The organism is Pseudonocardia sp. CA-142604, from assembly GCF_050948475.1.
GTDB classification, from domain to species: domain Bacteria; phylum Actinomycetota; class Actinomycetes; order Mycobacteriales; family Pseudonocardiaceae; genus Pseudonocardia; species Pseudonocardia alaniniphila.
On the sequence record NZ_CP192045.1, the window covers coordinates 5248122 to 5269602 of the forward strand.

The following is a 21481-nucleotide window of genomic DNA, read 5'->3' on the forward strand; positions in this document are numbered from 1 at the left end:
TGCCCGCCACCGAGGTGGCCCGGCGCGATCAACTGAAGTCGCTCGGATGGGCCTGATCGGACGTTCGTGCTCGCCACCTACGAGCCGTCGCGACGGTTTGCATGCCCGACCGAGGGGGACGGATTTTTGATGTCGCAGCGGTTGGGTGTCTACAATTTCTCGCAACATGCCGTTGCCGGATGGCCGGCCTATACATCAACGGAGTTAATCCTCCCATCGTTGTGATTCGCCGGACGTGATCCATCGACCAGAGCAAGATCGAGATGCCATCAAGCAAGCCATCGAGATCAGGAGCAAGACGGTGACCGAAAACAACGCCGCGGCCACGACTTCTGGGCGCGTTGCGATCGTGACCGGTGGTTCGAAGGGAATCGGTCGTGAGACCGCGGCCCGGTTGGGCCGCGAGGGCTACGCGGTGGTGATCGGGTACGGCGGCAGCAAGGACGGCGCCGAGCAGGCCGTCAAGGACGTCGAGCAGGCCGGCGGCCGCGCGATCGCCATACAGGCCGACGTCGCTGACGAGACCGCGGTGGCAGCATTGTTCGACCGGGCCGAGCAGGAGTTCGGCGGAGTCGACGTGGTCGTGAACTCGGCCGGCATCATGCCTCTGGCCCCGCTGGCCGAACTCGACCTCGAGGTGCTCGACCGGGTCATCCGCACCAACCTGCGCGGCACGTTCGTGGTCAACCAGCAGGCCACCCGTCGGGTTCGCAACGGCGGTGCGATCGTGAACGTCTCCAGTTCGCTCACCAAACTGGCGCGGCCGGCGTACTCGGCTTATGCCGCGACCAAGGGTGGCGTCGAGGCGATCACGCTGATCCTGGCCCGCGAGATGCGCGGCCGCGACATCACCGTCAACGCCGTCGCCCCGGGCCCGACCGCGACGTCGCTGTTCTTCGACGGCAAGTCCCAGGAAGTCATCGACCGGATCACCGCCGAGCCGCCGCTGGAGCGCCTGGGTCAGCCGTCCGACATCGCCGAGGTCATCGCCTTCCTGGCCGGCCCGGCCCGCTGGATCAATGGCCAGGTCATCTACACGAACGGCGGTTCGGTCGCCTGACGCTCGGCGGGTGCCTGTGGGTGTTTTCAGACGCAGCTCCTCGGCCTCGGCGAACGGTCCGTCGATCACCGTCCGCTCATTGCCCGAGAACCGCACGCGGGCGCTGGCGGAGCTCGGCTTGAGGCCGCCGGCCGCGAGCAGGGGGCAAGACGACGGCGGCCACCGAGGCCGGGATGCTGCCGAAGACCGAGGACTTCGCGGCGATGGGCGCCTACAACGAGGAGTTGATCAAGGCCGGCATCAACCGTTGGAATGCTCGGATACACCTCGACAAGGTCAAGGACCGGGTTCACCGCATGAATCCAGCGGACCATCGGGCTGGGCTGTGCCCGGCTGAGGCGACCGCGAGCGTGCCGGAGGCGCGTGGTCAGGTGCGGCGGAGGGCCTGCGCGGGCCGTTCGCCGCGGGCGCGGCGGTACTGCTCGGCGAACCGGCCGACGTTGCTGAAGCCCTAGCGGTGGGCGATGCCCGCGACGGTGGCGCCGTCGGGGCGTTCGGGCCGCGAGCAGGTCGGCACGGGCGCCGCTCAGGCACGCGCGGAGCAGGTAGGCCTGCGGCGTGGTGTCCTACGCCGCGCGGAACGTCTCCTCGCCATTCGCGCATGCCCCTTCGACTCCGACGACGCTGTTAACAAATTTTGACACTGGACTTTGTTATGGAATGTCCGGGATATGCACGCCGACGGCCGGAATACGCATCGCGCACCGTGGCAACGGCCCGGCGCCTAGGCTAGCGTCTGTCGAGAACCAACCGAGGCCACGTATCGCCTGATCGAAGAGTTTGATTGGGATCGGTTCATCCTGTGTCCATGAAAAATGGTGACGCATTCCGTCCTTGACCGGAAAGGCAAGGTCTTGATGCCCGGGACGTCCCCGGTCATGGCCCGGCAGGACCTCAGAAGCGGATGACTCGGCGGGTTTCTGCTATGAAAACGTGAATTTCTTGCGTCCGTCATTAAATTCCGGCACTCCAATACACGCACGCTTCCGCCGCTGAGTGCGGCGTTCCGGGATCCGCACGGCCGACGGCCGATGTGCGGCAGCGCGCCCAGGCGCACAGCCTCGAACAAGCACAGGCTCCGGCTACATATCACCAGGTTAGGAAGAGAGGAGATGGCGACCTACATGAGGACGATCGCGGTTGAGGAGGCATTCAGACTCCCGCAGCTGGCCACGCAGGTGACCCCGTGGAGCAATAGTGTGCTGCGGGCCGACCGGGCCAGGGAGTGGGCCCGGCGGCTGCCGGAGTTCGACGAGCTCCGGCTGGCCGAGATGGACGAGCACGGCGTCGACGTCGCGGTGCTGTCGCTGACGGCGCCCGGGATCCAGGTCCAACCGGACGCCGCCGTGGCCGTGGACGACGCCCGGATCGCCAACGACGCGCTGGCCGAGATTGTGGCGAAGCGCCCCGACCGGTACGCGGGTCTGGCCGCGTTGCCGCTGCAGGACCCGGACGCCGCCGCTTCCGAGCTGGTGCGGTCGGTGCAGACGCTCGGGCTGTGCGGTGCTTTGGTGAACGGCCCGACGCTGGGGCACTACTTGGACGAACCGCGGTTCCGGGTGGTGTGGGCGGCACTCGAGGAGCTTGATGCCCCGCTCTACCTGCACCCGACGTCGGTGCCGGCCGGGGAGTGGCATGTTCTCGGGGGACGACCGGAGCTGGCCGGGCCGACGTTCAGCTGGGCCGCCGAGACCGGTGGGCACGCCCTGCGGATCATCTACGGCGGTGTGTTCGATGACCACCCCGGCGCCACCCTCGTCCTGGGCCACATGGGCGAGTTCCTGCCGTTCCAGCTGGCCCGGCTGGACGCCTCGTACGCCATCGTCGAGCCTCTCCGCACGCTCGCCAAGTTGCCCTCGCAGTACGTGCGGGAGAACGTGGTGATCGCGACGAGCGGCGTGTGCTCGCACGCGGCGCTACTGGGCGCCGTGCTGGAGATCGGTGTCGATCACGTGATGTTCGCCGTCGACTACCCGTATGAGTCGACAGCCGACGCTGTCCGGTTCCTGCGGTCGGCACCGTTCAGCGAGACCGACCTGGCTCGCATCGCGCACCGCAACGCCGAGCGGGTGTTCCGGCTCGACCCCGTGGCAAAGTCTCGGCCTTGATGCCGACAGCGCCCTCTCGGCCCGGCGGTCTGACTCGCTCGCGCGCCGTCCGCACGATCGTCGGTTGGGTTCGACCATAACCGCTGGTTACTGATCGGATGAGATCCAGTGAAAAGGAATCCTCGAACATTTCTGACCACAATGAGCATCAGGCCGAAGCGAAATTTTTGGCAGTGTTTTCGACGCCTCAGGCCAGCTCGCGTCAGCGGCATCCTGAAGGCCGTTCGCGTTTCCTCGGTGAAGGCCTGGTGGTCACGTCCCTGGCCCTATGACGAAGATCTCGACGCGGCACCGGATCTCGAAAGACCGCTGTCGGATGGCGACCAGCTTTGTTGGTTGAAGGTGCGCGGGACATGGGTGTTGACGGGTTGGACGCTTCCGTCCATCCCGTCGCAGCTCGAAAGACGAGAGGTTGACGCATCACGGCTGCGCTGGAGTTCGGGGTGAGTGGCGTCCCCGCATGAACTCCTGATGGCGGCGCCGCGGCGGCAGCGCGCAAGACCGAGCGCAACGATCGCCACCGCTTCCGCTCTGGTGTGTCGCCGCAGGCGTCGCGATCTCGTTCCGTTCACTTCCGAACCGATAATCGACGTTATGACAGTTCGAACCGGCCTCGACGACCGGAGCAACTACCGCAGCCGAACGCTGCGTCACGCCCTCGACACTTGCCTGAAGGAGGCCCTGGCCGGGTCGCAGAACGAGGTCACTCCGAGGAGCAGATCATGAAACGCGATGTCGACTACCAGTGGCGGCTCGCGGAGCTGATGGCTCGTCGCGGCCTGAACAACAGCACCGATCTCGCTCCGCTGTTGCGCGAACGAGGCATCGACCTCTCCCCCTCGCAGGTCTATCGAGTCGTCACCCAACGACCGGAACGGGTGCCTGTTCAAGCTCGTGGCCGCGCTCTGCGACATCTTCGATTGCGGGCCGGCCGATTTGATCACCGTGACCGCGACCGAGTCTCGGCGCACCCGACGCACCTCCGACGACATCACCGCCGCGAACGTTGTGGCGATGAACGAGCTCCGACCACTGCGCGCCCGCGGCCTCCCCCGGTTCCAGCAATGGCTGCGCATCCGACTCGACAGCACCGACCCTGCATGGGCCCGGCGCGCGCTCGAGCAGTACGCCACCTGGCATGGGCATCGATCTGCGGGGCGCCCGCAACTCCGCAATCAAGGCGCTCGTCCAGCGAGTCCCACCGCCGATCGTCGCATCACAGCTGGCTACAGCCCCGGCGTTACACAGCGCCACGCCGAACTCGCCGCGGGTCCCGACAGCCGGTACGCAGCCCTGGTCATCGGCCGCGATCCGATGGCAACACGACCGCCGCTCCCACCTTTCGAAGGGCAACCGTGACAACCCGAATCCCTGCCTGGGACGCCCCGCTCGTCCAACAGGTCGCCGACGTCCTGGGTGAGAGCTTTACCGGACTCACCGGCCCCGAGATCGGCCACCTGCCCGCCGTCTTGGGCATTCCCGACCCTGGAAGCGGCATCACCAAGCGTCACCGGCTCGGCGCCGCCCTCGTCCATCAGCAGCAACGCGATAACGCCTCGAACTGCGTGATCGGCTTCATCACGGAGGCGATGAGGCCAGTCCGCTACGTCAAGGAACCCGGGTTGCGCACGCTGCGCCAGGACGCCCTCCTCGGCGCCACGCGAGTGAGTGGCGACCCCCACCGTGCAGGGAGCCGTCTCGCGATCAGCGGTGGCCCAGTGCCGCGAGACTCGGGAAGATCACCGTGCCGGGCGACCGACTGCCGCCACAACTGGCGCGCCCGGCACGGTCAGGGGGCGCCGCAGCGCTGCTGCGGCCGCTGCTCGACGACGGCCTCCAGCTTCATGCCCGGTTCTCGTCGAGGTGCACGTCCACCCGCTCATCTCCTCGTCCTCCTGACGAGGTCGTGATCCGCACATCCTTCGTGGCGACCTCGGATGTGCCGGGTGGCTGGATCTCCGCCAGCGCAACGGCGATGTGAGCACGAAGAGCGCCCTCGACCGCCTCTGCTCGCCTCTGCCCGGTGTCCTTCGCGGTGTCGCGCACCAGACTCCGTGGAGGGCTGGCGAATCCGACCACGTCGATGGTGATCCGAGCACTGCCGGGCGCATGCGGCTGTACGGCACGTTCGGCAACCTGGCCAGCCAGAACGGACACCAGCTTCGTCTGCAGGTCACGGAGGACGGACACGCCCGCCTCGAAGGGGATCGACACGATACCCAGCCGCCCTGGCGGATTGAGACGTGTGGACGGCCGCACCGGGCGACCTGCCCTGGCCGCATCGTCAGCGGCCCGCACCCTGTCGGCGATCATGGCGGTGTTCTTCCCGAGCTGGTCGACCGACAACCCTTCGCGGCCCCCGAAGAGGCGCAACTCCAACAACGCCATCGGAACCTCTCGGTTACCGAGGTCGTCGTCCATGCGCTTCGAGTTGGTGCGCACACCGAGCATCTCGTACTGGTCGAGTTGCTTCCCAGGCTTCAGCTGGCGCAGCGCGTTGTCCAGATACGCTTCGGCGGTTTTCCCTCCAGGCGTCACCGAGAGCTTGAGGAGCTGACCCGGCTCCGGGGGGTCGATACCGCGGCGCTCGAACGATTTCGTGACAAGATCGGAGAACGCCGCTCGATAGCTGGACTCGAACTCCCCGGCCAAGCTGTCGCGGTTCTCCTTGAGGAACTTCTTGACCTCGTCCGACAAGGCCCCACGCATCGCCGCGAGCGAGGTGCGGGAGGCGACGAGCGTGTGGTTCTTCACGGCGCGGTCGTGGTCGTCCTCCGCTCTGACCAGGCTCGACAACCTTGCCCCGACCTGCGCGGCCGCGACCGCCATGAAGCCCCGCAGCTCTGCGACGTCCCTGAGGTGCGATCGATCGTCCAGCGAGTCGGCCAGGTCCTGGTCATAACCCTGCCCGCTCTGCTCCTCCGGTGGACGGTCCAGGCTCGTGCGCAGGCCGGCGAACTTCGCGGCCACACGATCAGCGAAGGCCAACGCGTTCAGGTCGTTCTTGCGTGCGTAGACGAAGCTCGGAACCGTCTCGGCCCCTTCGGTCATCCCGCTCTGCGCCATCGCCATCACGTCGTAGACGCCGCTCAGTGGCACGCCGACCGTGTACTGGGCATACCGGTGCGATTGCGTCATCCCGCCGGTCGGTTCGACCAACGGCACATCGGCGAAGGCCGGATCGACCACGTAACCTTCGCTGGCCGGGAAGATGTCCTTCAACGTCGCACCTGGACCGGCCGCCTTCAACCGGCGAACCGCTTCGTCGATGGCGGAGAACGTCTGCTTCCTGTCGGCTCGGCTGCGCTCCCCGGTCATCGCGGTGGTCGGCGTGCTCACGATCTCGATGATGTGATTGCCCTGGAACGTGTCGAAGTCGATGACGAAGGTAGGCGGCCCGGAATCACCGATCCGAGGCCCCTCCACGACACCGGCATATTCCATGTCTGGGGGTGGACTCACCGCGAATCCGGTCTCGAGTTCCACCCCGACGGCACGCTGCACGGCGATGGCACCGCCTGACGGCGCGACAGCCTGGTCCGGTACGCCGCTGTGTGCCGTGGGCGAGCCCTGCACGACGGGGGCCATCGCGGGCTTCTGGTGCGGTGTAAGGGACCGAGCCGCAGGAGCGGACGATGTCAGCTCCGAATCCATCGGGGCCGCGTCGATGGGCTCAGGGCCCGTTGCAGCTGTGCTGCTGGCGGTGGCCGACCTCATCACCCGAATGGCATGCGTCTCTGCTGCGCGCTCGAACCGGTCGGAGGGATCGCTCACCTTCAGACCGGAGCCGTTGTCGGTGCCTGCGACCGCGCCCCAGCGTTGCTGCACGACATGGCTTAATTCGTGAGCCAGGGTATGTCGGTCGGCGCCGCCGCTGCCGATCACCACATGACTGCCAGACGTATAGGCGCGGGCCCCCAACTCGGCTGCGGAGCTTTCGGCGGCGTGGTCGTCATGGATGCGAACATCGGAGAAGTCCTCACCGAATCGTCTTTCCATGTCGGTGCGGGTCGAGTCGTCAAGGGGCCGACCGCCGGAGCGCAAGACGTCATGGACAGCGGAACGCTGCACCTCCGGCTCCTCACTCTGGCCGAGACCGTGCTGATGCCGACCCTCCACCCCCTGCGCCCCGGGATGTCGAGCCCGCCGAAGCATCTCCACCACGGCCGCGTTACCGACGCTCCTTTGCAGAGCCATCAGGCCCATAAGGGGCATGCGACACTGTGTGACTGATTTACAGGCGGGTGCGCGCTGGGACTCATGGCCGGTTGCTTTGCGGTTGTCCTGGTCGCGCATCGATCCTCCTTCTGTCGTGTGTCCTTCTGAAATACCCGAGGAAGGGATGGAGAAGCCGGGCCGAAAGAACACACTTCACTGCTCGTACAGACAGGACAAAGTTCACGCACGCCGGCGCGGGTATGCCAGGAGTGGAACGCTGCCTGCGCAAGGCGCGCCACGTGTTGCGCCCGCACGCTCACCCTCGGCAACACTAACCGATTGTGGCGCAGCCAAGCCAGCGCGTGTTCAATAACGTTTTCGGCCCCTCCGCTTGCGCCGTACATGCCCGCCGTGTAGAAAGCCCGGAACTTCCGGTCCACCGCATGGTCTTGAACTGGTAATAGCAATACCAATCAGATCTCTCACGCGTGGTCACACATCGTCTGCCGCCGCTCCGCGTACCGCTTCACACACAGCGCGCCCCCGATCCCCCACTGCTCGGCCAGGTGGCCCACCCCGACCACGGCACGTCCAGCGGGTCCTCGCCCAGAAACGTCTCCACATACCGCACCGTGCACAAGATCCACTGCTGCCGCCGCCGGGACACCGACCTCATCAAGGCCGTCCTCGTCCTCATCCACGTCGGCTGACACCAAGTGGAAAAGGTTCACCCGAACAACCGCTACGCAGCATTGGTCACTACTCGTCATCGAGACGACACCACGGCTCGAACAACGCCAGATCGAATATCAGCGGCTACCGGCAGGGTGCAGCGAGTTACATCCGCTACACATCCGAGCCAGGTCGTCGACGAGCGGAACAGCTGTCCTCTGCCAGATGAGTTGAGGGGCCAATCTTCGCCAATAGCGTTGAGGCATCTTGATCACTGCCGACTCGGTGGGAGCACGGAACGCAACACGCCGCTGAACAAGTGGCTCAACAGCCAACGGCAGGACCGGACGCCTGACGACCCCTACGCTGAGCAAGCCCTCCAACGGCACTTCCAGCCGCCAGCGGTCATCGAGGCGGATCAACTCACGGACACCCCGACGAGATGATCGCGACAGGCTCTGGTGACGAGACCAAGTTGCAGACTGCCCACAGACTTCCGAGGAAGCGGTCCGACTGACTAACCAAGTGACTGAGTCAACGCTGTGACGTGCACTAACACACACTCCCTCACATCCGCTGAAGCCCAGCAACCCTCGCGCTAATCGGTCGGCGAAGGCATCGTGAGTCGGCGACGTGCGCAAGGCGAGCACCTGGAAGACGCTGATCCGGAACCTCTCGATAGACAGCGGCTTGACACTCTCCTGGGGGCAGCGTCCATTCTTCGATCGGAGCAGAGGAGCCAGGAGCGGGGGCTGTGATGGGCGTTGACGCAGACAATAGCGACCAGGAACTGTTGACGGAGCAGATCAGCTACTACCGGGCTGTCGCCGGTGAGTACCTCGACGGCCAACTCGACGAGCCCGGCGGCGACGAACTCGTTGCGGCGATCGAGAAGTTCGCTCCCACGGGTGACGTCCTGGAACTGGCATGCGGGCCGGGCACATGGACACCGCAACTGCTGCGCCACGCCGACACCGTCACCGCGGTTGACGCATCCCCGGAAATGCAGGCCCTAGCCAAGCAACGAGTCGCAGCTGACCTCGAACGAGTGAGGTTCGTTCTGGCTGACTTGTTCACATGGACACCGGACCATCGCTACGACGGCGTCTTCATGGGCTTCTGGATCTCACACGTGCCCTGGAACCGCTTCGCGGACTTCTGGACTCGTGTCGATCACAGTCTGCGTCCCGGTGGCCGGGTGCTGTTCGTCGACGACGCCTTCCGCACCGAGGAGGAGCTCATAGAGGGAGAGGCTTCGACGACCATCCAGCGCCGACTAGGCGACGGCACCCCGCATCGCGCGGTGAAAGTGCCTCACAGCCCCGAGAGACTCGAGCGGGAGCTCGCGGCGCTGGGATGGAACATCCAGGTGCACCCGACCATCGGACCCTTCTACTGGGGAACAGGCGGACGAAGCTCCGACTGACACGCTTGTGGGCTTTGTCGTAGCGGCGGCATCGTTAGTCGTGGCGCTTGTAACGCTGTGAAGCGGATAACATCGATCGGCCATCGACGAGGCCTCGCCGGGACATCGTGGAACAACCTGCGCACGGAAGCCACGATGAGCTATGACGATCGACACCCCCGTCCGCTCGGATATCGCGACGGACCCGACGGTGTATGCCGTAAGTCATCCCACAACGAGCAAGTTACGCATTTCGAGATCTGCCACGCGGGCGACGACGTGCTTAGGATCGGATTAGCTTCCGACGTGTGAACTCTTGCACGACACAACACTTGGAGAAGTCTATGACTGCAGCCAGACCCACGAGGACAAGCGTCGTTCAGCTGGACGTGGACGACGAGAGATCGTGGTGGGGCCTTGAGAAGGATTCCATTCTTGCAGCGCTGGCCGACCACTACAGCGGCGAGGTCGCAGGTGAGGCGCTGATCCCACCGCGAGAACCGGCGGACCTGCGCACCCGATTTCAAGAGGCCGCTCCACGCCTGACCGCTCTTACAGAGCGGATTCGCAGGACGTTCGATGAGGACCAGCCCGCCGCGGTGATGATTCCGAAGCTCGGCCTGAACGCGGCGGGGGTCGACGAGAAGCGCAAGGGAACCTTCGCACTCGCCGTGCTGCTGGGCGACCCCACTGCGAACATTCCGTTCGACAACGTACTCTGGGACGTCAAGAACAAGAGTAGTGAGAAATCTGGCCATGCGAGCTTCTCGGAGAGCGATCGCAAGGCGGTCTATCACACCGACAGCGCATCCCTGCCCATCCCGGAGCACTTCTTCTTCCTGTACGCCGTACGCGCCGCGAACTGCGGAGGCGGAATCTCGCTACTGCGCGACGGACGGATCCTCAAGCAGCAGCTCGAGCAGACCTCCGAGGGCCGTGAGGCAGTTCGAGTGCTCAGCCAGACAAAGCTCCCGAAGCGGATGCCCGAAGCGTTCAGGAAGCACGCCGACGTCGCAGACGACGGAAACTTCTACGCTCCGGTCATCTCCGACGTGGAACCCATGTGGCGTTGGCGAGAGAAGGGGCTCCGGAAGGGCCTCGCCGCCAACCCAGAGTACGATACACCGGAGGTACGACAGGCCTTGACGACCTTGACCGACCTGCTCGACAACGGCACGGACGAGATTCGGACGGTGATTCCCACCGACGGCATCTTGATCGTCGACAACCACAACACGCTGCATGGGCGCACGGCGTTCACCGATCCCGAGCGCCACCTCCTGCGCTTGCGCTTCCACAAGCCCGGCACACTGTGACCGCGTAGCCGCCCCGGTTGTCCGGGGCGTCGACGGTGATGAGGGAGCGTGCGATCGTTTGCCCGGACGCGCCGTGGAGCCGAGCTCGTGATCAGTAATACCGGGATCTGTCTGGGTGGCTCTGACGGTCCGCCTGAAGTCGGGGCAGCAGGGCCACCCGCTGGTCACCAACAGAGAGGCTCTGCGCGTCGGGACGGGCTATGGATCAGGCTGTTGCTTCGCCACCGGCGTCCCACATCCGCGCATGGTTACCGTTTCGCTGGACGCCGTGGCTCAGCTGCATCCGCTACACAGCCGAGACCCAGCTCGCCAGCCCGTTAGCGGCCGGTTCGATCATCGTGGTCATTCGTCGGTATCGATCTTGAGTTTGCAGGCCCAGGTCAGGCGACTCCGGCCCGGACGCCGTGGGCGAGGCGGGACAGGTCCTGGCCGGCCTCCCAGGTGGCGACCCGCTTGTCGTACTCGCCGCGTACGGCCTCGACGCCCTTGATGCCGAACAACACGCGCAGCGGCGGCTCGGCCAGGTCGGCCAGGGCCAGCAGCGCGTCGCCGGTCGACTCCGGCCGCCCGACCTCGAGGCCGTGGGCCGCGGACTCGGAGTAGAGCAGCTCGCGGGCGTGCCTGTACGCCGGGTGCGGGGTGGTCTGCGGGGACTGGGTAGCGAGGCCGGTCGGGAACATGATCGGCTCGATCATGGTGACGTGGATGCCGAATGGCGCGACCTCGCCGGCGAGCGACTCGCTCACAGCCTCCAGGGCCCACTTGGACGCGTGGTACAGGCCGAGGGCCGGGTAGGCCACGACCCCACCCAGCGAGGTGACCTGCATGACGTGCCCGCGGCCGCGCTCGCGCATGCCGGGCAGCACCGCACGGGTGGTCCACAGTGCACCGAGGTAGTTGACCTCCATCTGCTCGCGCACCTGTGCGTCGGTGGCCTCCTCGACGGCCCCCACCAGCATGTGGCCGGCGTTGTTGACCAGGATGTCGATCCCGCCGAAGTGCTCCTCCGCCCTGGCGACTGCGGCGCCGGCGGCAGCGGTGTCCGTGACGTCGAGACCGAGCGGGAGCACCCGGTCGCCGTAGGCGTCGGCCAGCGGGCGCACGGCGTCCACGTCCCGCGCGGTCGCGACCAGATTGTCGCCGCGCTCGACGATCGCCCGGGCCCAGACGGCACCGAGGCCGCGGGAGGCCCCGGTGAGGAACCAGGTCCGGGGGGTGCTGGAGGTGCTCGTCATGGTGGCTCCCTTGCGCGGGTGGCGCGGTGCCGGGCGGGTCCCGGTCGCTGACACCGATCCTGGGCGCGGCGGCCGGGGGCAAGCAGAGGCGACCCGACCAGGGATCGGCGGTCCCTGCCTAGCCCGGGCACGACGCCGCACACTGGTCCGGTGGACACCGCACAGCTGGCCGAGTTCCTCCGGGCCCGCCGCGAGTCGCTGACGCCCGCAGACGTCCGGCTGCCCACATCCACACGGCGACGGACGCCGGGGCTGCGTCGCGAGGAGGTCGCCCGTCTCGCCGACATCTCCACGGACTACTACACGCGCCTGGAGCAGAACCGCGCCCCGCAGCCGTCTCCCTCGGTCCTGCGCGCCCTGACCCGGGCACTGCGGCTGAGCCGCGACGAGCGGGACCACCTCTTCCGGCTGGCCGGGCACGGGGTCCCCGATCGCCGCGGCCCGGACGACCACGTCTCGCCGGCCCTGCTCACCGTGCTCGACCGACTGACCGACGTGCCGGCCCAGGTCATGAACGACCTCGGGATGACGTTGGCGCAGAACGACCTCGCCCGCTCGGTGTTCGGCGATGCCAGGCAGTACGAGGGCGACGCGCGCTCCGTCGTGCACCGGTGGTTCACCGATCCCGCCTCCCGCGCCGCCTGGCCGGCCGAGGAGCATGACGACGAGTCGCGGGCGCTCGTGGCGAACCTGCGCGCGGCGTTCGGACGGCGCGGGGACCTGCAGATCAAGGGGCTCGTCGAGCGCCTGCGGGCGGCGAGCCCCGAGTTCGCCGCACTGTGGACCCAGCACGACGTGTCCGTCCTGCGTGGCAGGCGTAAGAAGCTCGTACACCCGGAGGTCGGGCTGCTCGAGCTCGACTGCGAGGCCCTCCTGGAGGAGGGGCTCACGCAGATGCTCGCGCTGTTCGTCCCGGTGCCGGGGACCCCGACCGCGGAGCGACTCTCTGTGCTGGCGGTGCTCGGCCCCCACGCCTGGGCCGAGGGAGCGCAGCCGTTCGGCCACCTCGGGGAGGTCACGGGGTGACGCCGGCCCTGCCACCCGCGCTCCCCCGGTCGGGCCCCACTGGGCCCACGCGTGTCCGCATCGTCACGTGGCCGGGCCGGGATGCCCTACTAGAGCTGTTGCGGCATCTCCGGCATGTCTGAGCTCACTGCCGGGACGCAGAGCCCCGGTCGACGTTCATGGCCTTCAGATTGTCCATACCGCGCCGGTACTCGGTCTCGTCGATCTCGCCGCAGGCGTATCGCTCGGCAAGCATCTGTTCGGGGGTCGGCCGCGACGCGACGGGCGTGGTGTCATCGGTCCCACGCACGTAACGGACGAGCGCTGCGACACCCGCGATCACCAGCGCCCAGAAGAGGATCACCGTGACCGTCATCGCCAGCCACGCCCATCCGGTCATGTCACTGCCCCACCAGTACATCATCGGAATCTCCTCACTACGTGGTGCCGATTCTCCGATCAGGTCATCCTGCGCTGTGTGGGCACGACAGGATCAGGGGACGAAGTCCCTTCCGACGCGCCACAGGACCTTGCTGTCGCTCCCCTTCCTCGAATCGCGAGACCACACGTCCTCCGAGCCGGCGAGGAGAGGCTGCCTCTCCACGTTCTTGCTCGACGACCTACGAGGTCGCCCAGGGGACATCCGCCCAGCTGTTCGGCCCCTCTCCCGGCGCGAAGGCCGAGCACTGTTTCTCTATCTGCACTGCCGATGAGGCCACCGGCTCGAGCGGGGTGAATTCATGCTCGCGAAGCCGGGCGGGGGGTAGCGACGACACTCGTCGTCCCCTGCTCGAGCGTGCCGATCCGCACGTTGCTGAAGTCGAGGACGACCCCGTCGGGATTCGCCTTACCTATACGAGTACCGCTGTGGTCACGGACCACTCCGTCCGCCGCAACCGTGCCGATCCGGACTCCGCTGAAGTCGTACATGCTGCGCTCAGCACCCCTCTCCTGCTCGATCACCGTGCGCGTGGGACTTCGACTCTCGGCCGGCAACGGCAGCACCGGGACGGGTCGAAGGATGTGCGACACGGGGGCGAGAGTCCTTCGTGGGACACGCTTCGCCAGCGCCGAGAATTTCCGGTGCCGTGCGCTCGCCGCGGTGGACACCGCCACACCGCCGGCCCGTTGGCTGCTGCTCACCATGAAGGCCGTCCTGGGGATCGACGTCACCGCCGCCGGCGCCCTCCAGCAGCTGTGCGACGAGCTCGACCGTCGCCATGTGGTTCCGGCACTGGCCCGTGTCGAGCAGGACCTCATGCCCGACTTACGGCACAGCGGCGTGAGCAAACGCATCGGCGCCAACCGGATCTTCCCAACCCTGCCGACAGCGGTCGACGGCTACAAGAAGGAGCAGCGACGGCCGTTGCCGGACATGCCCTGACCTGAGGGGATCAGACAGCTGGCGCAGTCCCGGCAGCGGCCGGGCCCCGGCACGGCGGGACCGCACACGTCACGATGGCCGAAGCCGAACGTGCCGGGTCGTCGATCTGGATGCGCCGTGCCACGATGGGGCGATGGCGGGATCGGTGGATCTTGCGGGTGGCTCGGGCTACGGCGTCCCGGGCTCGCGCGGCCGGGCGAGTCCGCTCGACGTGCTGAGACTGGCGGGTGCGCCGTTGCCGCTGACGATTCCTGCCCGGATCTACGTCTGCGGTATCACTCCTTATGACGTGACGCATCTGGGCCACGCTTCGACGTTCGTGTGGGCCGATGTGGTCGCGCGGGTGGTCCGTATGACGGGCGTCGACACTGTTCTCACGCGCAACGTCACCGACGTGGACGACGTGTTGACGCGCACGGCCGCCGAACGGGGTCGCCCCTACGACGAGTTCGGCCTCATGCAGGAGTACTACTTCGACCGGGACATGCGTGCGCTCCACGTCCGGGCCCCGACGCACACGCCGCACGCACGCCATCACATCGAGCACGTGGTCAGGTTGTCATCGGCGCTACTGGCGGCTGGTGCGGCGTACGAACGCGACGGGCACGTGTTCTTCCGCGGCGCCGACGTGCCGAGCGCGGTGGGCTTGCCGAGGGACGAGGCGTTGGCGCTGTCGTCGGAGTACGGGGACCGGCCGGACGATGAGCTGCGGGACGACCCGTTCGACGTTGCCGTCTGGCATCCCGCCGCCAGCGGCGACCCGGCGTGGCCGAGCCCGTGGGGACCCGGGCGCCCGGGCTGGCATGCGGAGTGTGCAGCGATGGCGCTCGCCACGCTCGGCGGCGTGGTGGATGTGCTCATCGGGGGCGCCGACCTGGCCTTCCCGCACCACGCGTACCAAGTTGCGTTGGCTCGGGCCGCCATGGGCGTCACCCCGTTCGCGAGGCGAGAGGTCCGGGTGGGAACGGTCGGCCTCGGCGGACTCAAGATGGCCAAATCCACGGGGAACCTCGTGATGATCAGCGATCTGTTGCGTGACGCATCGGGTGCAGCCGTGCGTCTCATGCTGCTGGACAGGCGGTGGAACGAGGCATGGGACTATCAGCCGAACGCGCTCCAGGACGCGTCACGGCTGCTGGAGGATCTGTACACAGCGGCCGGCAGTCGCGGTACCTCCGCGGCTGCGGTCACTGGCGTACGCGCCGCCCTTCTCGACGATCTCGACGTGCCCACCGCCGTCCGGATCGCGGTCGAGGCAGGCGGGGACGCCGCCCGCCAGGTCATCCGCACGCTCGCGCTGCAGTAGCACCCCCAGACCGACCATCGGCAGACCACAGGGACGGGGGCAGCGCCCGGCGACCTCTGGCCGCGGCGACGTCGGCCCCTGATTCCGACGTGGCATCGGCCGCCCGATCGGGCTCTCAGATTCCGCCGGCGTGCGACCGTACAGCGGCGAGCTGGTCGGCGGTGCCCAGCACGATGAGCACCGAGCCGGACTCGATGGGTGCGTCCGCCGCTGGGTTGGCCAGAAACGGACCGGCCGGACGACGCAGTGCAAGGAGCAGCGCCCCGGTCCGGTCCTGGATCGCGGCATCGTCGACGGATCGCCCCACGAATGCTGAACCCGGTCCGATGTCGATCTGTTCGAGACGGTAGTCGAGCGTTTCGTCGTGCATGACGACGTCGAGGAAGTCGGCGACATGCGGCTGCAGCGCGAATGCCGCCATCCTGCGGCCTCCGATCAGCTGCGGGTTGACCACGTGGTCCGCACCTGCCCGCAGGAGCGTCGCTGTCGAGGAGCCGCCCCGAGCACGAGCGATGATGATCAGGTCGGGACGCAGGGAACGGGCCGAGAGCGTCACGTAGACATTGTCGGCATCGGTGTCCACTGCGGCGATCAGCGCGCGAGCATGAGCGATCCCGGCCGCGACGAGTACTTGGTCATCCGTGACATCGCCCAGCACGCTCGGATGCCGAACACCATTCAGCCGCGCCGGATCGCGGTCGATGACCACGATCTCCTGCCCGGTGCCGCCGAGGTACTGGGTGCTCGACACCCCCACGCGCCCCCAGCCACAGACGATGGTGTGGCCCGTCATCCTGCTGATCGCGCGATCCATCCGCCGCCTTCCCACGTGGGCCCGCAGGTCGCCCTCGATGAGCACTTCGAGCAATACCCCGAAGGTGTAAAGAGCAGTCCCCACACCGGTCAGGATCAGCACGATCGTGAACACCTGGCCGGCAGGCCCCAGCGGGTGCACCTCACGGAAACCGACGGTGCTGACCGTGGTCACTGTCTGGTAAGCCGCGTCGAGCACTCCGAAGCCGAGCAGGACATACCCGGTTGTCCCCACCACGAGCACTCCGCAGAGCGCCAGCAGCGCCAGCCGGATCCGACGCAGGCGACCCATGCCTGCGTCCTGTGTGCCTGATCGTCTCCGGATCTCCGGCCGCCTGCCGTCCACCGAGGAGTCCTAAGACCCCGATGCCGGCGCCAGATGGTTGGGCGGGAACCCGATCGGGCGTCCACGTGCTGCTCCGCGAGCCTCTCCGGAACGCCATTTCGGCAACTCGCCCAGCAGAAGCCCGGCGCGGGCGTTCGGGCGCAACCGCTCTGCGGAGGGAGCGCCACGGTTGCCGGGCATCACACCTCCAGGGTTTCTGGCTGACCACGCGGGAGATGCTCGAACCTGGCACGTCGGCGTTACGACGACAACCACCCGAGGTCGCTGTTCCTGAGGCCCCTGACTCCGTCCTCCCGGGTCTTTCGGCCGTACCGGCCGCACACGATGACCGCACGAATCGGACATATGGGCCCGATCGGCGGTGTCCCGGTGGCGGAACTGGGGCAAGCGTCCTACGGACGGCCATCTCGGTGTCCGTTCCTTGCGACCTGACGAGGCACCCCGTGATGAGGCATGACCCAGGGACGGCGACTCCCCAGGACCACAGAGATGCAACCGAGATCGCCACCGCTGCCGGCGAAATGCTTCTCGATCTCCAGGTCGACCTGCTCGATGCCACCTGTCGCCAGGACGAACTGCAGCTCATAGCGGACCGATCCGCCAACGACCTGATCCTGCAGCAGCTCGCTGTCCGTCACCCGGACGATCCTGTCCTGTCCGAGGAGGCAGAGGACCCGACGACGAGGCTCGCGTCAAGGCGCGTGTGGATCGTCGACCCCCTCGATGGGACGCGCGAGTTCGCAGAGGGGCGGGACGACTGGGGGGTCAACGTCGCACTCGTCGTCGACGGTGTCCCTGTCGTCGGAGCCGTGGCGGTCCCCAGCGTCGGAGACACCCTCAGCACCTCACAGCCCCCGCGCCTTCCCACCCGCGCGCAATGGCCGCTCATCGTCGTGAGCCGAACTCGGCCCCCGGTGTTCGCCGCGGTGGTGGCCGAACAGCTTCGCGCCGAACTGAGGTCGCTCGGCAGTGCCGCGGCGAAGACCGCGGCCGTCGTCACCGGCGAGGCCGACATCTACATCCACGCAGGCGGCATGCACGAATGGGACGCCGCAGCCCCGGTAGCTCTCGCGATGGCCTGTGGTCTGCACGCATCACGGATGGACGGAAGCCCCCTGCGCTTCAATCAGCCCGAGCCCTTCCTCCCCGACCTGCTCATCTGTCACCCCGAACTCGCTGATGAGGTGCTGAGCGTGGTGCGAGAGGCACTCGGTTGACGACTCGACCGAGCCCATGAACAACGGAACGCACTCGGACTCGCCCGCACGTCCCTGACGCCCGCTAGCCTGCCCCATCCCGTGACGCCGTCGGCCCGGAGCCGCGCCGCAGCGCTTGCAGCTCGACGATCCGCTGGAGATCGGACGAGGTGATGACACCGACGACGCGGCCGCCCTGCTCGACGACGAGCACGTCGCGGCCCGGCGCGATCGGCCGCTCCAGCACTCGCTCCAGCGGGGTTTCCACGTCGAGCCTGTGCTCGGACGGCAGCGGCCGGGCAACGGCCTGGACGGTTGTGGTGAATCGGGACGCCGGATCAACCCCAGCGAGATCGGTGAGGCGCAGGACGCCGACGGGCCGCCCGGAGAAATCGATCACGGGGAACACGCGATACCGGGGGCTGTCCGGGGTGAGCAGCCGGTCGATGAGGGCCTGTACCGTCCACCAGCCTTCGGCCAGCGCAGGTTCTCTCGACATCACATCAGCGGCCGTCAGGCCCTGGAGGCGCTCGGCGAGTACGCCGTGGACGCGCTCTGCACCGGCTGCGAACCCGAGGAACCCACCGACCAACAGGAGCCAGAGCCCATCCGAACGGCCCTTGAGCACCAGGAAGATCCCCAGTCCGGCGAGCACGCCACCCAGGATCTGGCCGGCGCCGCCCGCAGCCCTGGTGGCGCGCTCACGATCACCGGTGGCCCACCAGATCACCCCGTGGAGCACACGGCCCCCGTCCAGCGGACTCCCGGGGAGCATGTTGAACACACCGAGCATGACGTTCACCGTTGCGAGCCAGGACAGGACCGCGCCGATCAGAGCCGGTGCTCCGAGCCACGTGGTCGCTCGTGCCACACCAGCGAAGAGCCCGGCCAGCGCGAGGCTGGTCAACGGGCCGACCAGAGCGATGCGAATCTCGGCGGCGGCCCGGGCCGGTTGCTGCTCCAGCTCGGAGACCCCGCCGAGTAGCCACAGCGTGATCCGCCGGACGCCGAGGCCGGCGCGGCGCGCGACGAGCGCGTGAGCGAGTTCGTGCGCCAGCAACGAGAGCACGAGCACCACGGCCGCCACCGCGCCGGCAAGCAGATACGCCGCCGGCACCCTGCCCGGCACCAGCACCGGCAGCACCGTCACCGCCAGCAAGTCGCCGAGAATCATGACGCCGACGAGCGCCGACCAGTGGGCGCCGACACGGATCCCACAGATACGCCCGAACGACACCGTTGCCCGCATTGCGCCTCCCGCTCTGCACCTGCTCATCCGACGGACGGCCGCTCGCACGATGGTCCAGCCGCGGCCGGCCAGATCGGCAGGGCCGGAAGGGCGCCGCCTGACAGGACGCTTGACCTGAAACCGAACGGATTGCGTCCGTCCGCGCGGCTCGTCGGGCCGAACGCGTACACCAGGCCCACCTCGACGACCTGGTCGAGCTGCGCACGCGATGCCGGTCGCTCCACGAACTCCGGCCCTCGGGGATGGAGACAGCGCCGCCCGAAATCACCTGGTCAAGGTGGCGAGCCGAAGCAGCCGGCGTGCTCTTCTGAGCCGTGAGGAGGGCCAGGATGATGAACCGTGAAGAGGAGCGTCGGCTCAGCGAGATCGAACGCCAACTCTGCCTGGAGGACCCGCAGCTCGCGGAGCAGCTCGCACATCTGTCCTCACCGCGGCGACGCTGGCGGCGGCCGGTCGCGATCGCGATGGCATTCCTCTGTCTCCTCTGCGTGCTGACGGGAATCGCCGCCGGGTCGGGCGCGCTCGTCCTCTTCGGCCTGGCGATACTGAGCGTGGCCGTCTGGCTGTTCCTGTGCACCCGACGCTCGGCCGCATGAGCCCACATCGCATGAGGCGCAACCACAACGCTCAGCGGACTACTGGGCAGGCGATCACTCGGGGGCCGGCGATCGCTTCACGCAGACCGGCCGAGCCACGGCAGTCTCAGGCCCGTGCGGCGAGTGGTTCGGGACCTGCGCCCGCGGTCCACGCCGTCGCATACCCCTGATGCCGGACCTCGGCGCAGTTCGGGAATCGACGCTCGGGAGGAGATGCGACCATGGAACACGATCACTGTCACATCACCGTCGGCGTGGACGGATCACCGGACAGCCGCGCAGCCCTCGCGTACGCCCTTCGTGACGCGGTGCGCAGGGGGGCCACGGTCGAGGTGGTCGCCTCCTTCGCGCCCCCGGATTACTGGGTACCGCTCTATGGGCCGCCTGCAATTCCCTTCGACGAGATCCAGGAGGGCGTGCGCAGGGATGCCGAGGGCATCGTCCACGAGATGATCGAGCAGATGAAGGACGAGCTCACACAGCCGCCACCGGTGATCGTGAGGGCCGTCGCCGGGGGCGCCGCGCAAGCGCTGTTGCAGGCCGCCGAGAACGCCGACCTGCTCGTCGTCGGCAGCCGTGGACACGGCGGGTTCACAAGCATGCTGCTCGGTTCGGTCAGCCTTTCCTGTGCACTGCACTCGGCCTGCCCGGTCACGGTCGTGCACAGCACCAAGCAGGCAAAAAACGAATAGGTACCTACCTATCGCGTCCACTTCGGACCGATATCGTCCCACTCACGGTCCCAATGGCGGGCGTTGGCCGCGTTGATCGCTCGTTTCACCCTCACCCAGATGAGGGCGAGCACGGACCCGCCCAAGAGCAGGACGCCGACACCGGTCAGGACCCCGGCGGCAACAACTTCGAAGCCGGTCGGGGGCGGTTCCACGACGGTGCCGTTGTGGTCCAGCCACACCGCCACCTCGGAGCCCACAGGTGTTCCAGCCGTTGCCGGAACACGACCGGTCCGATGCTCACCGCCCAGACCCACCCACGTCGCCTCTACGGCGACCCGCGGGTGGTATCCGGAATCGGAGACGAACAGCGGCGACGTCTCGAGCACAGTGGCAGTCACCCTGGTCCGTTCCTGTCCCTCGGCCAGTGCACGCTCGGCCAACCGTCCATGAGCGATCACGCCGGCGACCATGGCTGCGACGAGGAGGAGCAGCGCCGCGGCGATCAACATCCACGTGACGGCGTCCTCGACGAGATCTGTGATTCGACGGGGCATTTCGGTGTTTCCCACGTGGCGCTTCTGCTCGTTGGGCACAGGAACCGCCTCTCCCTCGTCGCATCCGACCAGCCCGGTCGGCAACCGGTGAAGTCGTCGCGCGCAGCCTCAAGCAGGTCCCTCTGCTCGGCGGCTCCCCAGCGCTCCGCATCCAGCGCGGTCTCCGAGCCGTCGACCCCGACGAGCACCATGCGCGGCCATGGCGCTGCGCACCCACCTTGCCTCCCCCGATTGTCTGCATCGAGGATGTCCCGGCGACGGAGGACTGCGGCAGTGGCTCCCGGCCTTCGTCGCGAGGTCTTCAGTGCCGATGACCCAGCCGATTGGCCCGGTGGACCAGGGACTCTCGGCCCTGTCGGCGCCGTGATGTCCGCTCGTTCGCGCCACCACGGGCACACCCTGCT

Annotated in this window: 21 protein-coding genes; 14 read left to right on the plus strand and 7 right to left on the minus strand. The window is 67.5% G+C overall.

Features of this window, described 5'->3' with window-relative positions:
- Positions 1–301: 301 nt before the first annotated feature.
- The 5 genes from ACQPZQ_RS23725 to ACQPZQ_RS23745 all read left to right on the plus strand — a co-directional run bounded on the left by ACQPZQ_RS23725 (position 302) and on the right by ACQPZQ_RS23745 (position 4527).
- Positions 302–1060, plus strand: a complete 759-nt coding sequence (locus ACQPZQ_RS23725) for an SDR family oxidoreductase (protein WP_433284115.1) — start codon at positions 302–304, stop codon at positions 1058–1060.
- A gap of 173 nt (positions 1061–1233) precedes the next feature.
- Positions 1234–1515 (plus strand): hypothetical protein, encoded by a 282-nt coding sequence (locus ACQPZQ_RS23730; protein ID WP_433284117.1) that lies wholly within the window; start codon positions 1234–1236, stop codon positions 1513–1515.
- A gap of 657 nt (positions 1516–2172) precedes the next feature.
- Entirely contained in the window at positions 2173–3168 is a 996-nt protein-coding gene (locus ACQPZQ_RS23735; protein ID WP_433284118.1) for an amidohydrolase family protein, read from the plus strand.
- A gap of 594 nt (positions 3169–3762) precedes the next feature.
- On the plus strand, positions 3763–3894 hold the full coding sequence (locus ACQPZQ_RS23740; protein ID WP_433284120.1) for a hypothetical protein: 132 nt from the start codon (positions 3763–3765) through the stop codon (positions 3892–3894).
- 168 nt (positions 3895–4062) lie between these two features.
- Positions 4063–4527 (plus strand): hypothetical protein, encoded by a 465-nt coding sequence (locus tag ACQPZQ_RS23745; RefSeq protein ID WP_433284122.1) that lies wholly within the window; start codon positions 4063–4065, stop codon positions 4525–4527.
- Between the two features lie 483 nt (positions 4528–5010).
- On the opposite strand, the gene ACQPZQ_RS23750 is transcribed toward ACQPZQ_RS23745, so the two are convergent.
- Complete coding sequence (locus tag ACQPZQ_RS23750; RefSeq protein WP_433284124.1) at positions 5011–7464, minus strand: eCIS core domain-containing protein; 2454 nt, start codon at positions 7462–7464, stop codon at positions 5011–5013.
- 350 nt (positions 7465–7814) lie between these two features.
- Here ACQPZQ_RS23750 and ACQPZQ_RS23755 point away from each other — a divergent pair, with 350 nt between their 5' ends.
- The 3 genes from ACQPZQ_RS23755 (at position 7815) to ACQPZQ_RS23765 (ending at position 10719) form a co-directional block, all read left to right on the plus strand.
- On the plus strand, positions 7815–8036 hold the full coding sequence (locus ACQPZQ_RS23755; protein WP_433284126.1) for a hypothetical protein: 222 nt from the start codon (positions 7815–7817) through the stop codon (positions 8034–8036).
- 719 nt (positions 8037–8755) lie between these two features.
- Positions 8756–9424, plus strand: coding sequence for a class I SAM-dependent methyltransferase (locus ACQPZQ_RS23760; RefSeq protein WP_433299323.1), 669 nt, complete (start codon positions 8756–8758; stop codon positions 9422–9424).
- A gap of 368 nt (positions 9425–9792) precedes the next feature.
- On the plus strand, positions 9793–10719 hold the full coding sequence (locus ACQPZQ_RS23765; RefSeq protein WP_433284128.1) for a TauD/TfdA family dioxygenase: 927 nt from the start codon (positions 9793–9795) through the stop codon (positions 10717–10719).
- 380 nt (positions 10720–11099) lie between these two features.
- Here ACQPZQ_RS23765 and ACQPZQ_RS23770 read toward each other — a convergent pair whose 3' ends face one another.
- Positions 11100–11954: an SDR family NAD(P)-dependent oxidoreductase gene (locus ACQPZQ_RS23770; protein ID WP_433284129.1), complete on the minus strand. Its 855-nt coding sequence runs from the start codon at positions 11952–11954 to the stop codon at positions 11100–11102.
- Between the two features lie 150 nt (positions 11955–12104).
- Here ACQPZQ_RS23770 and ACQPZQ_RS23775 point away from each other — a divergent pair, with 150 nt between their 5' ends.
- Positions 12105–12980, plus strand: coding sequence for a helix-turn-helix transcriptional regulator (locus ACQPZQ_RS23775; RefSeq protein ID WP_433284131.1), 876 nt, complete (start codon positions 12105–12107; stop codon positions 12978–12980).
- Between the two features lie 124 nt (positions 12981–13104).
- On the opposite strand, the gene ACQPZQ_RS23780 is transcribed toward ACQPZQ_RS23775, so the two are convergent.
- Both ACQPZQ_RS23780 and ACQPZQ_RS23785 read right to left on the minus strand, forming a co-directional pair.
- Positions 13105–13383 (minus strand): SHOCT domain-containing protein, encoded by a 279-nt coding sequence (locus ACQPZQ_RS23780; RefSeq protein WP_433284133.1) that lies wholly within the window; start codon positions 13381–13383, stop codon positions 13105–13107.
- Positions 13384–13697: 314 nt separating this feature from the next.
- Positions 13698–13991 (minus strand): hypothetical protein, encoded by a 294-nt coding sequence (locus ACQPZQ_RS23785; protein ID WP_433284134.1) that lies wholly within the window; start codon positions 13989–13991, stop codon positions 13698–13700.
- Here ACQPZQ_RS23785 and ACQPZQ_RS23790 point away from each other — a divergent pair.
- Positions 13981–14343, plus strand: coding sequence for a sodium-independent anion transporter (locus ACQPZQ_RS23790; protein WP_433284136.1), 363 nt, complete (start codon positions 13981–13983; stop codon positions 14341–14343). The two genes, ACQPZQ_RS23785 and ACQPZQ_RS23790, sit on opposite strands and share 11 nt — an antisense overlap.
- Before the next feature lie 133 nt (positions 14344–14476).
- Positions 14477–15649 carry a class I tRNA ligase family protein gene (locus ACQPZQ_RS23795; protein ID WP_433284138.1) on the plus strand — a complete coding sequence of 391 codons (1173 nt, stop codon included), beginning with the start codon at positions 14477–14479 and terminating at the stop codon, positions 15647–15649.
- Positions 15650–15764: 115 nt separating this feature from the next.
- Here ACQPZQ_RS23795 and ACQPZQ_RS23800 read toward each other — a convergent pair whose 3' ends face one another.
- Positions 15765–16754, minus strand: a complete 990-nt coding sequence (locus tag ACQPZQ_RS23800) for a potassium channel family protein (RefSeq protein ID WP_433284140.1) — start codon at positions 16752–16754, stop codon at positions 15765–15767.
- A 500-nt stretch (positions 16755–17254) separates the two neighbouring features.
- Between ACQPZQ_RS23800 and ACQPZQ_RS23805 the strand changes: the two genes are divergently transcribed.
- Positions 17255–18025 carry an inositol monophosphatase family protein gene (locus ACQPZQ_RS23805; RefSeq protein WP_433299325.1) on the plus strand — a complete coding sequence of 257 codons (771 nt, stop codon included), beginning with the start codon at positions 17255–17257 and terminating at the stop codon, positions 18023–18025.
- Positions 18026–18089: 64 nt separating this feature from the next.
- Here ACQPZQ_RS23805 and ACQPZQ_RS23810 read toward each other — a convergent pair whose 3' ends face one another.
- The gene (locus ACQPZQ_RS23810; RefSeq protein ID WP_433284142.1) at positions 18090–19253 is read right to left on the minus strand and encodes a site-2 protease family protein; all 1164 of its coding nucleotides are present in this window, start codon (positions 19251–19253) and stop codon (positions 18090–18092) included.
- Between the two features lie 329 nt (positions 19254–19582).
- Here ACQPZQ_RS23810 and ACQPZQ_RS23815 point away from each other — a divergent pair, with 329 nt between their 5' ends.
- Positions 19583–19849 carry a DUF3040 domain-containing protein gene (locus ACQPZQ_RS23815; RefSeq protein WP_433284143.1) on the plus strand — a complete coding sequence of 89 codons (267 nt, stop codon included), beginning with the start codon at positions 19583–19585 and terminating at the stop codon, positions 19847–19849.
- Positions 19850–20070: 221 nt separating this feature from the next.
- A complete protein-coding gene (locus ACQPZQ_RS23820) occupies positions 20071–20541 on the plus strand; it encodes a universal stress protein (RefSeq protein ID WP_433284145.1) in 471 nt (156 codons plus the stop codon).
- An 8-nt stretch (positions 20542–20549) separates the two neighbouring features.
- On the opposite strand, the gene ACQPZQ_RS23825 is transcribed toward ACQPZQ_RS23820, so the two are convergent.
- Complete coding sequence (locus ACQPZQ_RS23825) at positions 20550–21077, minus strand: Rv1733c family protein (RefSeq protein ID WP_433284147.1); 528 nt, start codon at positions 21075–21077, stop codon at positions 20550–20552.
- Positions 21078–21481: the final 404 nt, after the last annotated feature.